Annotated in this window: 14 protein-coding genes and 2 pseudogenes; 8 read left to right on the top strand and 8 right to left on the bottom strand. The window is 55.7% G+C overall.

Features of this window, described 5'->3' with window-relative positions; translation table 11 throughout:
- Positions 1-28: 28 nt before the first annotated feature.
- The 8 genes and pseudogenes from ACUHMQ_RS00730 to ACUHMQ_RS00695 all read left to right on the top strand — a co-directional run.
- A pseudogene (locus ACUHMQ_RS00730) lies at positions 29-835 on the top strand (DUF1186 domain-containing protein); the annotation flags it as partial.
- Between the two features lie 45 nt (positions 836-880).
- A pseudogene (locus ACUHMQ_RS00725) lies at positions 881-988 on the top strand (SEC-C metal-binding domain-containing protein); the annotation flags it as partial.
- Positions 989-1,239: 251 nt separating this feature from the next.
- Positions 1,240-1,563: a rhodanese-like domain-containing protein gene (locus ACUHMQ_RS00720; RefSeq protein ID WP_445293517.1), complete on the top strand. Its 324-nt coding sequence runs from the start codon at positions 1,240-1,242 to the stop codon at positions 1,561-1,563.
- A gap of 155 nt (positions 1,564-1,718) precedes the next feature.
- Positions 1,719-3,971, top strand: coding sequence for a penicillin-binding protein 1C (gene pbpC / locus ACUHMQ_RS00715; RefSeq protein ID WP_445293582.1), 2,253 nt, complete (start codon positions 1,719-1,721; stop codon positions 3,969-3,971).
- 139 nt (positions 3,972-4,110) lie between these two features.
- On the top strand, positions 4,111-5,346 hold the full coding sequence (locus ACUHMQ_RS00710) for an STAS domain-containing protein (protein ID WP_445293516.1): 1,236 nt from the start codon (positions 4,111-4,113) through the stop codon (positions 5,344-5,346).
- A gap of 187 nt (positions 5,347-5,533) precedes the next feature.
- Positions 5,534-6,067, top strand: a complete 534-nt coding sequence (gene hslV, locus ACUHMQ_RS00705; protein ID WP_445293515.1) for an ATP-dependent protease subunit HslV — start codon at positions 5,534-5,536, stop codon at positions 6,065-6,067.
- Positions 6,068-6,134: 67 nt separating this feature from the next.
- Entirely contained in the window at positions 6,135-7,463 is a 1,329-nt protein-coding gene (gene hslU, locus ACUHMQ_RS00700) for an ATP-dependent protease ATPase subunit HslU (protein WP_445293514.1), read from the top strand.
- 197 nt (positions 7,464-7,660) lie between these two features.
- Positions 7,661-7,855, top strand: coding sequence for a hypothetical protein (locus tag ACUHMQ_RS00695; RefSeq protein ID WP_445293513.1), 195 nt, complete (start codon positions 7,661-7,663; stop codon positions 7,853-7,855).
- A gap of 36 nt (positions 7,856-7,891) precedes the next feature.
- Here ACUHMQ_RS00695 and ACUHMQ_RS00690 read toward each other — a convergent pair whose 3' ends face one another.
- From ACUHMQ_RS00690 to creB, 8 genes are all read right to left on the bottom strand, one after another.
- Positions 7,892-8,203, bottom strand: a complete 312-nt coding sequence (locus tag ACUHMQ_RS00690; RefSeq protein ID WP_445293512.1) for a DUF3955 domain-containing protein — start codon at positions 8,201-8,203, stop codon at positions 7,892-7,894.
- The gene (locus ACUHMQ_RS00685; protein ID WP_445293511.1) at positions 8,200-8,538 is read right to left on the bottom strand and encodes a hypothetical protein; all 339 of its coding nucleotides are present in this window, start codon (positions 8,536-8,538) and stop codon (positions 8,200-8,202) included. The genes ACUHMQ_RS00690 and ACUHMQ_RS00685 overlap by 4 nt, the downstream gene beginning before the upstream one ends.
- Before the next feature lie 49 nt (positions 8,539-8,587).
- Complete coding sequence (locus tag ACUHMQ_RS00680) at positions 8,588-8,902, bottom strand: hypothetical protein (protein WP_445293510.1); 315 nt, start codon at positions 8,900-8,902, stop codon at positions 8,588-8,590.
- Positions 8,903-8,996: 94 nt separating this feature from the next.
- On the bottom strand, positions 8,997-9,398 hold the full coding sequence (locus ACUHMQ_RS00675) for a hypothetical protein (RefSeq protein ID WP_445293509.1): 402 nt from the start codon (positions 9,396-9,398) through the stop codon (positions 8,997-8,999).
- A complete protein-coding gene (creD, locus tag ACUHMQ_RS00670; protein ID WP_445293508.1) occupies positions 9,399-10,742 on the bottom strand; it encodes a cell envelope integrity protein CreD in 1,344 nt (447 codons plus the stop codon). It abuts the gene before it with no gap.
- 87 nt (positions 10,743-10,829) lie between these two features.
- The gene (locus tag ACUHMQ_RS00665; RefSeq protein ID WP_445293507.1) at positions 10,830-11,582 is read right to left on the bottom strand and encodes a YdcF family protein; all 753 of its coding nucleotides are present in this window, start codon (positions 11,580-11,582) and stop codon (positions 10,830-10,832) included.
- A 5-nt stretch (positions 11,583-11,587) separates the two neighbouring features.
- Positions 11,588-13,015: a two-component system sensor histidine kinase CreC gene (gene creC, locus ACUHMQ_RS00660; RefSeq protein ID WP_445293506.1), complete on the bottom strand. Its 1,428-nt coding sequence runs from the start codon at positions 13,013-13,015 to the stop codon at positions 11,588-11,590.
- The gene (gene creB, locus ACUHMQ_RS00655) at positions 13,012-13,689 is read right to left on the bottom strand and encodes a two-component system response regulator CreB (protein ID WP_445293505.1); all 678 of its coding nucleotides are present in this window, start codon (positions 13,687-13,689) and stop codon (positions 13,012-13,014) included. Before creB ends, creC begins: the two co-directional genes overlap by 4 nt.
- Positions 13,690-13,906 lie beyond the last annotated feature (217 nt).

The raw sequence follows: 13,906 nt of genomic DNA, 5'->3' as shown, positions 1-13,906 counted from the left end.
AGCGCTTATTTTTCGAAAGCTTTCAAGAATGCAATCGTCCGCTGTTTTATCGTCTGAACAACAAGCGGTACTGCCGCACAGCTGGCCCGAGATTGAAGCCGAACTGGGCCGCTTTCATGAGCGCTTCCCCCAACAGGCACTACAGGCCGCGCTACACCAACCTGATATCTGTACCCCGTACTTGTTGGCCGAGCTGACCGACAGCATTGCCGATACCGCCAAGCGCGCCAGCGACGACGAAGCCTGGATGTTGCATTTGTATGCCATGTACCTATTGGCCGCATTCCGCGAGGCACGCGCATTCGAGCCGCTTATGCAGCTGATGCGCCTTGATGGCGAGATATTGGAGAATTTGTTCGGCGATCACCTGACGGAAGGCGCGCCACGGGCACTGGCGGCTACCTGCCCGGGTGATGAAGCTGCTCTGCAGGTGCTGGCGGGTGATCATACCGCCTACTTCTGGAGCCGCTCGGCCGCGCTGCGCGCTTTGGCTTTGCGCAGCCTGGAAGGTGATTATCCGCGCGAGCAACTGTTGAACTGGCTGCAGGTCGAAGGAGCACGTGAAGCCACGCGGATGATGGAAGCAGGCCTGAAGCCGGAACAAGGTACCGATACTGACTATCTTTGCGAACTCGTCGTTTCCATGGAGGAAATCGGTGCTGTTGAGCTGACGCCATTAGTTGCAAAATGGTTTGAAGATGGGTTGATCGATAACGCATTCCTCTGCATCAACGAATCGAAAAAGCGCTTGGCGCGTGACTGGCAGACCTGCGTGGCTGAAGAACTGGACCACGGCTGGGGTTACCCACGGGATCTGATCAGCGAAATCGGTCGCTGGGCGTGTTTCCACGAAGATGAGGAAGATGAAGATGGTGCAGGGGAACCCCAAACGCCCATCAAGCGAGAGGCTCCCAAGGTAGGACGCAATGATCCATGCCCTTGCGGGAGTGGGAAGAAGTATAAGAAGTGTTGCGGTGCCAATGACTAGTTCTAGTGCCAGTGATGGCTTGGCTTTACCCCGCATCGGGCCATCACATACTGCTTAGAGTCGCTAACAAAACCCAGCGAAGCGATTCTAGCTAGGCGCACAAGCGTAGACAGTACGTGGGTACGGCAAGCTTGCGCAACAACGCTAGAAGGGTTTTGTTAGCGGCTCTTAACGATTTGACGTAAACATTTGCTGTATCTGCATAGGGCGACTCAGTAATCGATTCACTACAACAAGACGGAGTAGACAGTATGAAACACCTCAGTCCAACTGAACTGGCCGCTTGGCTGGCCGACGACAGCCGAGCCAAACCACTCCTTCTGGATGTCCGTGAGCCCTGGGAGTTCGAGACTTGCCAGATTGCTGGTGCCGAAAACAGGCCAATGGATACGATTCGGACAAGCGTAAACCAGATGGATGCTGCACATCCCACCGTGGTGATCTGTCACCATGGCATGCGCTCCTACCAGGTGGGCAGTTTTCTTGAGCGAGCCGGGTTTGACGATGTGTACAACCTGAACGGCGGTGTTGCTGCCTGGGCCAGTGAGATAGACCCAGCAATGGCGCGGTATTGATACTCATCTGGCAATACACCTGCTCAACGCTACGTTTGCATGGCGGAATCTCAGCACCAACTGATGGCTTCGCCCTATGTTGTTCTTCCTAGCTACCCTCTAGTTTCCCCTCAGTGTTTGATCTCTTCACGATTCGTGCGCCACAGCCATTAAGCATGCCCGATGCAGCGAAAAAAAAGGCGCAGCCGGGGGGGCTGCGCCGCTTAGTTTCCTGTTGGGGAGACAGGATTCAAGGGAGATACAATGCAACAAAACATGAGGCCTACACACCTCATGCCAAGTCAGACGCCCCTTCTTCCAGTAAGTTCCGCAACGCAACAAATTTTCTAAAAATTGCCATATTTACGGGCCTATTAGCCGCTTGCAGTGCACCACCAAACCCAGCCGCAGTCCGCACTGGCTGGCGTTCTTCCGAAGCTTTGCTGCTGGACCGCCATGGTGTTGCCTTGCAAAGCACCCGTGTCGACAAACAGCAGCGGCGATTGGCCTGGGTCAAACTGACGAACCTATCCCCCACGCTTCTACCTGCCATCTTGGCTGCCGAAGACCGGCGTTTTTACGACCACGGTGGTGTCGATTGGCGAGCCATGGCGTCAGCAGCATTCGATAGCGCCAGCGGTGATGTACGAGGGGCTAGTACACTGAGCATGCAGCTCGCGGGTCTGTTGGACCCCGATTTACGTAGCGCCGATGGTCAACGCAGTCTATGGCAGAAACTTGGGCAGATCCGCGCGGCCTATTCACTTGAGCAGCAATGGAGCAAAACTGACATTGCCGAGGCCTATCTGAACCTCGCGTCCTTTCGCGGTGAATTGATCGGCATCGACGCTGCCAGCCGGCTCTTGTTTGGTAAGGCACCCCAGGGACTGGACCAACGCGAGTCGTTGATTCTGGCCAGTCTGCTACGTGCGCCAAACGCACTACCGGAACGGGTGGCCCGCCGAGCCTGCGCTTTGGCCCTCCACACCAGCCAGCCCCCCAGCTGCATGGCCATACGTGCACAGACACTCGCCCGGCTGAATGCGCCCCATGCCACATTGTCAGGGCCGAACACTGCTCCCGAACTCGTTTCGCAGCTCAAGCCTTCAGCCGGCCAAGCCTTGCGCACTACTATCGATGCCCGCTTACAGACACGGGTGCGCGCCATCCTGCAGGAACAGTTGGCACAACTGGAAGGCCGTAATGTACGCGACGCTGCCGCCGTCGTGATCGACAGACAAAGTGGTGAAGTGCTGGCCTGGGTAGGCCAGATCGGCGCAGGCGCCAGCGCCCGGTTTGTTGACGGTGTAGTGGCCCCAAGGCAAGCAGGGTCTACGCTCAAGCCTTTCCTTTACGAGCTGGCGTTCGAACGCAGGTTGTTGACACCCGCATCCTTACTGGATGACAGCCCTGTCTCACTACCCACCTCTGCGGGGCAATACATCCCACAAAACTACGACCGCAGTTTCCGTGGGCCCGTCAGTGTTCGGACCTCTCTAGCATCTTCACTGAACATCCCCGCCGTACGGACCTTGCTACTGGTAGGGCTGGATGACTTTCACACCCGCCTGAATGCATTGGGGCTAAAGCTGCCCCAGCCTTCTGCCTATTATGGCTATGGTTTAGCGCTGGGCGGTGCTGAGGTACAGTTGATCCAACTAACCAATGCCTATCGCGCCCTTGCCAATGGCGGACAGCTAAGCCCGTGGCGACTGCAACAAAGCAGCTCAGCCAGCACCCCTAAGCCCGTAATGGATACCGCCGCCAGTTGGTTGACGACCGACATCCTGTCTGATCGGCTTGCCCGCTCCCCAGCCTTTGGCTTGGATAACCCACTGGCCACCTCGGTTTGGTCTGCCGCCAAGACCGGAACCAGTAAAGACATGCGGGACAACTGGGCCATGGGATTTACCAGTCGGCACGTCGTCGGCGTATGGATGGGCAATGCCGATGGCGAGGCGATGTGGGATGTATCAGGTGTAAGCGGCGCCGCCCCTGCATGGCGGGCGATAGTTGGTTTATTGGGCGGTGACGCGGCCGAGCCCATCATGCCTGCCGGTATTACCAAGCTCTCGATCAGCTACCTGCCTGCCGTCGAAGCGCCAAGACAGGAATACTTTATCGCCGGGACAGAACAAAGCCAGTTCGAGCTTTCCAATCGCCACATCGGTCCATCCATCGTCTATCCTATTAAGGAGATGATTGTCGCACTCGACCCAGATATCCCAACCGACCGTCAGCGCCTATGGCTACGCGCCAGCCAGGCAAAGGGGATGCATTGGTGGATGGACGGGCAAAAGCTGGGCCCTGCCGATGCGCCTTTCGCTTGGCAACCCAGCCCTGGCCAGCATCGGCTCAGTCTGCAAAATCAGACCAACAAAGCGGCCGATAGCGTACAGTTCCAGGTACGAGGTATCGGCAGTAAATAAGCGGGCTCACAGATTTAGGCTATCGCCGGCCCGCCACAGTTAACGTTTCGATACAAATTCTGGCGTGCGCGACATAGGTCTTCGGCAGTAGAATCTGAGGCAATATTGTTCGACTGACACTGATTATCGGGACAAGATCGTGGTGTTTTCCTTCTTCAAGAAAAAGGATGCCGAGCCGGATGCATCGCAGCCGAAGCAACCGCGCATCGTTCAACCAAATAAACCAGGCCAGCCCCCGGCAGAGGCGGACTCCCAGCGGGAGATTCCAGTACTCGATTCGGTAATGGACTTCTCGACCATCGGGTCGGTAGGCCCAGATGGGGCGGGTATTGCACTGCTTGATAGCAGCGATGTGTTGTCGCCTGCCATGGAGCAAGCAGCCATCGCCTTCGCGAATGACCAGGTTGAGGACGCTATCAGCGTGCTGACAGGGGAACTCGCGAGCGTGGAAGGCCGGCATGCGCTCGATACCTGGCTGATGCTTTTCGATCTGTACCAGATGCGAAATATGCGGCCGGAATTCGACGAATTGGCGCTGAAGTTCGTGGTGGAGTTCGAGCGCAGCGCCCCGGTCTGGCAACAAAAGAGCGGCAATAAGCCGGCAGCCGCGTCGCAAGGCAAGTCAGGCAGTCCCTACTTCATGTTTCCGCAAAAGCTGCTTTCCGAGGGTATTGAGGAACAGCTCGACCAGTTGGAAAAGCTGACCACAGGTGGTGGTCAGGTACGGGTGGATTTCAGCCGGATCGACCAGATTGAACCCGGTGCTGCCGCAGCCATCGTGGCCCGTTGGACCAAGATGAAGAAGAAGAAGGCCAAGCTGCAATCAAGCGGTGGCCCAAGCCTTGCGGACAAGCTGAAGACCAAAATCGAAGTCATGCGTCGCGTTGAAGACGAGATGCCTTACTGGCTGCTGCTGCTGGAAATCTACCAGCAGCTTGGCTTGCATGATGACTTTGAAAACATGGCCGTGGATTTCGCCGTGACTTTCGAGGTGTCCCCGCCATCCTGGGATGCAACTGCCAAGACCAAGACCGCCGCCGAAGTGGTGCAGGAAGAAGCCCGCCTGCGCGCCGAAGCCCCCCCGCCCGAGCCGGTTCTGGATGCCTACAGCTTCACCGGTCCGATTGTGACCGCTACTGAAGCATCGTTTACCGATCTGCAGGCTTATGCCGATGAGCATAGCGGCGGCATACGCATCGACTTCTCACGCGTCGGTCGTGTCGACTTCGTCAGTGCCGGCATGCTGATGAACACGTTGGTCGGTATTACCGTGCAGGGCAAGCCCATCATCATCATGGGGGCGAATGAGCTGGTTGTCGCGCTGTTCCGCATCATGGGCATTGCAGACATCACCACCATTGTCCGTAAGAAGTAGCCCTCACCTTCACGCTGTTAGGATGACCTTTTAGAACGGCCTGCATACATATGCAGGCCGTTTTGCTGATATCCGCCCAAAACTCGCCTATCGCCCGCCGGTAGACCAAGTCACCTCCACGCGCTTGTATTCCATCGATTTGGGCCCATTTTCAGAATATCGTTTCTTTTAATTCGGAAATCTCCATATGCAGCAATTCGACGGCACCACCATCGTCTCAGTTCGCCGTGGCGATAGCGTTGCACTGGGTGGTGATGGCCAAGTCACCTTGGGTAACGTGGTCATCAAGGCGACAGCCCGCAAAGTGCGCAAGCTTTATCACGACAAGGTGCTGGTTGGCTTCGCTGGCGGCACTGCCGATGCTTTTACACTGTTCGAGCGCTTCGAAGCCAAGCTGGAGAAGCATCAGGGCCACCTCTTGCGCAGCGCCGTGGAGCTCGCCAAGGATTGGCGTACCGACCGCATGTTGCGCCGCCTTGAAGCCATGCTGATCGTAGCGGACAAAACCGCCACACTGGTCATTACCGGTAATGGCGATGTACTCGAACCCGAGCAAGGAATTGCCGCCATCGGCTCAGGTGGTGCATTTGCACAAGCTGCCGCTAAAGCACTCTTCGAAAACACGGAGCTCGACCCGGTCTCCATGGTCAAGAAGTCGCTGGAGATAGCTGGCGATATCTGCATCTATACCAATCACAACCACGTAATCGAAACCTTATAACCGGCCTTACGTCCGAAAGCGACGTACCGACGTCGGCCACGGGTGCGCCTACCCGTAAAGGAATGAAATGACTCAGATGACTCCCCAGGAAATCGTCCACGCATTGGACAAGCATATCGTCGGCCAACACAAAGCCAAACGGGCGGTGGCCGTCGCCTTGCGTAACCGCTGGCGCAGACAGCAGGTAGCCGAACCACTTCGTAATGAGATCACCCCCAAGAATATTCTGATGATCGGTCCAACCGGTGTTGGCAAGACCGAGATCGCCCGCCGCTTGGCGCGCCTCTCAAATGCGCCATTCATCAAGGTAGAAGCCACCAAGTTTACTGAAGTCGGTTATGTCGGCCGTGATGTGGACAGCATCATCCGCGACCTGGTGGAAATGGCGCTGAAGCAGACCCGTGACCTTGCCACCAAGCGGGTTCGGGCACAGGCCGAAGATGCCGCCGAAGAGCGCATCCTGGATGCATTGTTGCCACCTCCGCATACACCGTTTGGCATGCAGCCAGCAGCAAATAGCGAATCCAGCGAAACCCGGCAGAAATTCCGCAAGATGCTGCGGGAGGGTAAGTTCGACGACAAGGAAATCGAGATCGAACTGGCAGAGACCCAGATGAGTGCGGAGATCTTCGCCCCTCCGGGGATGGAAGAGCTGAGCAGCCAGATCCAGAACATGTTCCAGGGTATGGCTCAGCAAAAGCGCAAGGCACGCAAGCTGAAGGTGCCAGAAGCCATGAGATGCTTGATCGAAGAGGAAGCCAATCGACTGGTAAACCAGGATGAGCTCAAGACCGAGGCGCTGGCAGCCGTGGAACAGAACGGCATCGTCTTCATCGACGAGATCGACAAGGTCACCAGCAGAGGTGAAGGCCAAGGCGGCGGCGAAGTATCGCGCCAGGGCGTTCAGCGCGACCTGCTGCCGCTGGTCGAAGGAACAACCGTGTCCACAAAGTACGGCATGATCAAGACCGATCACATCCTCTTCATTGCATCGGGTGCTTTCCATCTGGCCAAACCCAGCGATTTGATTCCCGAACTCCAGGGCCGTTTCCCTATTCGTGTGGAGTTGGAGTCACTCAGCGTGGCGGACTTTGAAGAGATACTGACCGGTACTGATGCCTGCCTGACCAAGCAATACGAAGCATTGCTCGCTACCGAAAATGTAAAGCTGGACTTCACACCCGATGGCATACGTCGCTTGGCCGAGATTGCGTATCAGGTGAATGAGAAAACCGAGAACATCGGTGCACGCAGGCTTTATACCGTGATGGAACGCCTGCTGGAGGATGTCGCGTTCAGTGCCTTGGCGGGCCAGGTCAGCATTGATGCCGCTTTCGTCGACAACCGTTTGGGTGAGCTGGCCGAATCGGAAGATTTGGCGCGTTATGTTTTGTAAAACATGTACTTAATACTCGTTGATAAGTAAAAAGGGGTGGCCTCGTGCCGCCCCTTTTGTATTTCATCGCACAAATCTGTCGCCCATCCTGCACTTTGTTCAAACCGTCGCGCAGGGGAGGTTTCGCCACGTGGGTTTGGTCAATATACGAACCAATAAGACCCACCAATGTAGTGATACCTCCAGGGAGCAATACCATGAAAACCTATCAAATCCATGACCTGATCATCCGTCTAAGTGTCGCCAGCGGCGTTGCTCTAGCCATGCTGGCTACCATTCACGGGCTGGTCAACGTGTCGCAACACCATATCGAACGGGATCTGGCGAAATATGCCACGCCAAATTGCGCGGCGAAACAGCTGGCGAATTCAGTAGTCGCGCACAAAGCCTGAATAGCAAAGCCTGTCTGGCCAAGAACCATACTGTAATCACCTTGACCTTAGCCGCTGCTGATAATCCTTGGCATAGCGATAAGTATGCAGGATGCCCAGCACTGCCATAGTAAGCAGACCACCCAAAAACAAATAGGTCGCTAGTGCTATTAAAGGCCATGGTTCATGCACAACGCCTTGCTGATCAATAAACGTATTGCTATCGGCAGCGATGAACCCCAATAGGCCCCCTATCAGTAACGTTGCACAGACTTGCCAGGGTCGACGATAAGCCCTGCTGGAAAAACTACGCCATATCGCAAAGGCGATAAGCATGCCGAACCCGATGGTAAATGAATTGAAAATCATTGCCCCATCTCCGTCTGTAACTGATGAACATGCCGTTGACACAAATGACTGGCAAAACGGTAGCTGCGATAGCTATGCATCAGACCCATCGTCACCAGGGTGAATATGCCGCAAAACAGCAGAAGACCAACTGGTATGAGCCAACGGATACCCATCAAACAACCCAGATACACCAATACCCCATTTAGTACCTCACTCAGCAGCAGTACTGAACATACTTGCCAAGTACGGCGATAAATCCTAGTTGTACGGCTGCAATAAATAGAAAAACTGGTTAGCGCGCCGATAACCGCAACAAAGGTAACGACCCCCATAGTAGTTTCATCGTAATACATGACTACTCGCTTTCTTTCATACGAAGCTGGTTTAGAAGACATCGGGCATTCAAGAACGGGATATCCACCAGCGCCGCTTCACATAAAGATAGCCCTGCAAAATAACCAAAACCGCGATATTGAGCGCAGCCCCTAATAGCAGTAGTCCGGTCACCACGGGCAACGGCCATAATTCATGCAAAACGCCATTCGCATCGACATACGTCGTTGTTTGAACGACGAAATCGCTGAACAAGCCGCAAAGCAGCAACACCGTGCAAATTAGCCAGGATCGTCCGTAGGTCTTACTGACGAAACTGCGCCAAAGTGAAAAAGCGGCAAGCAGGCCAATAACAATAAGAAATAAAAGGTTATCGAAGGTCATGGGGACTCCTAGATTCAAATCTGCTTTGTTACAGGCAAGTTCAGAGGGCTGATCTCGACGTCACATCCATCTGACTTTGTCTGCAGCATCCTGTTCAACAGGGACGGCGGGCATCTGCAGCGCCTGTAAATACAGGGTTGGATTGCATAGCCCGACAAGCGGCTTCACGCTGGCGGGCAAGTTCTATCTGCGAACCAAGCCCACCGTAAGTCAACGCCAAGGGGAAATTACCCAGTAGAAGTACTGCCGCCATCGCTGTACCGGGCAACCACCGATCACCTGCCCGTAATCGCAAGGCATACAGCAAACCCATACCGGTACCGAACAGGCATAAACCCAGCACCATATTCAACAGGCCCAGCAAGGGCAGCAGTGTGCTGGCCGACCACACCCAGAGCAGAAAGATGATGCTGCCCAAAATCATGGGTATCAGACCGCACCATTGTGTGGCGCAAATCAAGGGGCGCAGGTTCTGGCGCTTGCCGGGCATGGACACTTAGGCTTCCTCTGCGTGGTTGGACTTGGTTGGACTGCCTAAGTCATACCAATCCAGTTTCCGTGTCAGCACCATCACAACAGTCAGAAGTCCGAACAGAAGCAGCGACCCCAGGAGCAGCGCATGGTCTTCGGAACGTAAGAGCACATACAGGAGGCCATACAGTGCGGATAACAAGCTGGCGAATCCAAGCCCACGCCAAAGACTGCCCAGTGCATGGCTGGCGTAGAAGGCGTTCTGGGCCACACAGGCGAGCGCAGCCACCAGATATGCCGGACCAAACGCCCATTGCTCGGCAATCGACAGCAGCAAGAGGAAGAACACCGCCAAGGACAGACCGACCAAGGCGTATTGCACCGGATGGATCGCAATGCGCTTGAGGACTTCAGTCAGGAAGAAACTGGAAAACGTGAGGAAAACGAACAGGAAGCCATACTTCACCGCACGATCGGTCTGCAGGTAGACATCCACCGGCTCAATCAACCTCACACCCAGGCGGGCATTCTGAAAGGGTTCACATTGACCACCGGCAGCACACTGTTCAAAAAGCTCATTGAGGTTGGTCGAGAACCAACTGGTACGCCATCGCGCTACAAAGCCCTCCTTGCTGATATTGCGGCTTTCCGGCAGGAAGCGCCCGCTGAAACTGGGATGACGCCAATCCGACTGCAAGCTGACTTCACTGTCACGCCCTAAAGGCAGGACATTCAAGTCACCCATGCCATCAAGACTAAGCTTGAAGTTGAAAGGAACGCTGGTTGCAGCACCATCGTACTCCGCCAAGCTGGCATGGATGCCGCCTCCTAATGCCTTGAGCTTGGCACCCGGTGCAAACTCCACCCTGCTGCTGCCCCAATTTGCATTTGGGCTGGCTTTGATACCCCTGACATCGGAAATGCCAACACTCAGATAAGGCCGGCCCCAGCGCACCTGTGCATCGGCCGCAATTCCCGCGCGCACGGGTAATTGGAAATGGCCGGTTACCGTAAGCTCGGTGTTGTAGACCTGTGTGCGGTAGATACCTCTCTGCCGGGTCTCTGTTTTAAGCCGCCCAGAAATCGCAAGCTTATCGGGCAAAAGTTGTGCAGCACGATCGCGCCATACTTCGCGGTGCTGATCAGGTTTACCTTCAATTGGCTCCAGCACCAGCTGCTTGTACGGCAATACCCACACAGGGCCTGCCAATGTCTGGCTGCCAGCAGTGCCATCGGCAATCGACGCGATGGCTTGCTCACGATAATGCTGCCGTCCACTGACTAGGCCATCGACCATACCCAGCGGAATCAGCAACAGAATAATCAGTCCGCCAATCGCGGCAATCTTCCACATCAACGCTCTCGACATCTCACCTCTCCCAGGAATTAGATGGGAACAGTCTGCCTAGGCTATGTGCGCTGACGATGCGTTGAATGTGAAGCTGTGTGAAGTGGCCTATTCACCAGGACGAAGCTGTAGCGCCAAAAGACCCAGCCACTCGTGGGCTACCAACCTGCCAGCCTGGGCAGCCCCAGCACTTGGCAGCCAGGTAAAACGGGTGCCCAGGTTGCCAGCCAGATAACGGGTAGGGGCATCGATCACAGCAAACCCAAGCCGCTCGAACTCCACGCGGGCCCGAGGCAAATGGCTGGCGTCACTGACCAGCAGAATACGCTGCACACGGGCCGACTTAAGCAAGGCAGCACTGAACACTGCGTTATCACGCGTATCCAAAGAAGCATCCTCGACCCAGCGAGCTTGCAGTCCAAAATCCAACTGCAACGATTCCGCCATCAATTCGGCTTCTGGACGCCCCCCCGAGGGCGCCCCACCTGTAAGCAGAAGCGGCAAGTGGGTCTGGCGTGCCAAACGGGCGGCATAGCGCAGACGCGCCAACGTGTATTGACTGACACTTTCACCGCCATATTCTGGCGCGACTGGGTCTCGGCCCCCACCCAGCACCACGATAGCCTGAGCTGTCTGCAATGCCGCTGAATCGGGTGGCTGAACCTGCTCCAACGGTGCTGCCATCCAGTTCACAGTAACAGGTGTGCTGAAGAACCAGACTGCAAACAATCCCATACCGATCAGCACACGGCCTGTTCGTGGGCGACGCTTAAGCAGGTAGAGACCCAGCACACCCAATAGCAATGGAAAGGTAGGGGGTAGCAGCAGGGAAGCAATCAGCTTCTTCAACCAAAACAGCATGGCGGTCAATCCGGTAACGAAAGCTGGGCCAATACACCGCCGTCAGGGTGATTGGTAAGTTGGACATCCCCACCGTGCAGATTCGCAACCTCTCGCACAAACGGCAAACCCAGGCCCGTCGACTTGGGCGCTCCATCAGGACGGGGAAGGGAATAGAAACGCTCGAACACCCGTTCCTGTGCGTAGTCAGGCAGGCCTGAGCCGTAATCCCGTACGCTGATGATCAACTTACTGTCACGCCGCTCAGCACCAATCTCTATCGTGCTGCCTGAGCTGGAAAATGCGAGTGCGTTATCGAGCAGATTGCTGAGCGCCTGGTTCAGCAGAAATCGCTCACCACGCACAGTCAGACCTGCCTCGACCTGCTGTTTCAATGTCACTCCCCGCACCTTAGCCTGTTCAACCTTACATTCCACCGCAAACGACAATAAGTCTGCTGCTGTGATTTCAGAAAGTGTTGGCAGCGTAGTCCGGCTTTCCAGGCGAGCCAGTTCCAGCAGGCGATCGATAATTTCCGTCATACGCTGGGATTCGCGGCGGATATTGCCAAGAAATCGCGTCTGTTGGTCAAACGGCATATCCGGCTCAATCAACTCGGCAGCGCCACGGATAGCAGCTAGCGGGCTTTTGAGTTCGTGCGTCAGGCTGTGCACGTAATGTTCGACATATTGCTTGCCTTCGAGCTGGCTGCGCATGCTGTCGAGCGCACGACCGAGCAAGCCGACCTCGCCACTACCCAGTTCAGGCAATATCACACGCTCCCCCCTGCCAACCGCACTGGCATACCCCACCAGTTTGCTGAGTGAACGGGTCAACCACCACGACAACAACAACCCTATCAGCAACCCAGCTACGAGAACGACTACTCCTGCACGCGCCAGACTGCCAAATGCCTGGGCAAAAAAGGGCTCTACACTACGTGATGGCTTTGCAACGGTGACAACGCCAATCAATTTGCCGCCATCGCCATATACCGGCGCGGCCACATACATCACCGAGGTTTCCGGGTCATCGGGGTCGCCACGCGTGGTACGTGCGCCATACTCGCCCCGTAAAGTGCGAAGTACATCATTCCAGCGGGAATAGTCCTGTCCAACAGCCAGATGATCGGAGTCGTACACCACCATCCCCTTAGTATCTGTCACATAGATACGGTGATTAGGGAGGTTCTTTGGGACTCCCCAAATCATGGCATTCAAACGGCGGCCAGCGAACTCCTCAAGCCGCTTGGCAAACTCCCCATTGGCCACGGTACCCGCCTGCAGCTCTGGCTGTACGAATTCAGCCAGCAAGTTGGCCGTGTCCACCAGCGTGTCTTCCATGGACTGGCGCAATGCGGGCTCAAGCTTGTCGTGTGCAGTATCAAGCAAAAAGAACGCCGCCAAACCCACCACGAGGAAGTAGCCCAGAAAAATGCGGACACCGATCCTCATTGCCTATCCCAGCTGAAGCTGTACCCCAAGCCCCGGTGGGTGCGGATCGGATCGCAATCGGGGCTCAACTCCCGTAACTTGGCACGCAGGCTCTTGATATGGGCATCGACTGTGCGTTCGAAGCTGGCCTCCGGTTCATCCCAAGCTTTATCCATCAGCTGCGCACGGCTGAATACCCGTTCCGGCTCTGCCAGTAGCACCGCCAACAGGCGATATTCGTAACGGGTAAGGTCCAGTACTTTGCCGTCCAGGCTGATCTGCGCGCGCGCTATATCGTGGCGCAGACCGTGGGCAGGTACCGCTGGCTGTGGTTGACCCCGCCGTAGAATTGCCCTTACCCGGGCCACCAACTCACGTGGGCTGAAGGGTTTGGGCACATAGTCATCCGCACCGAGCTCAAACCCCACCACCCGATCAATCTCATCGGCACGCGCAGTAAGGAAAATAATGGGTAACTGGGACTGCTGACGTACACTACGGCAAACATCAAAACCGCTTTGGTCGGGTAAGCCAACATCGAGTATCAGAAGATCGGGTTGCTGTTCCGCAAAGGCAGCCAAGCCATCGCGGCCCAGCGCGCACCACTTGACCGAATAGCCCTCCCGCTCCAACGCATAGACCACCGTATCGGCAATGGCGGCTTCGTCTTCAATCAACAGAATATGTTTGCGCATGGAGGATGATTGTAGCGAATCCCAGCTCTGCCGAGACCGTAAGAGCACTGGATTGGTTAGCTGTCAACGAACCAGCACCGGTAAAACTAATAAACTGCGATGGTGATTAGACCAACTCAGAAGCAGTTCAAAGTCTCGCGAGCCAAAGCAAGACAAGGCGGAAACAACCGAGGAGGCGGAGTTTACTCATGGTAAATGAGCATCCCAAGGCGGTTTT

The organism is Chitinimonas violaceus (genome assembly GCF_052601015.1).
Note: the sequence above shows the minus strand (reverse complement) of the source record. Positions and strands in the feature narration are given on the sequence as shown.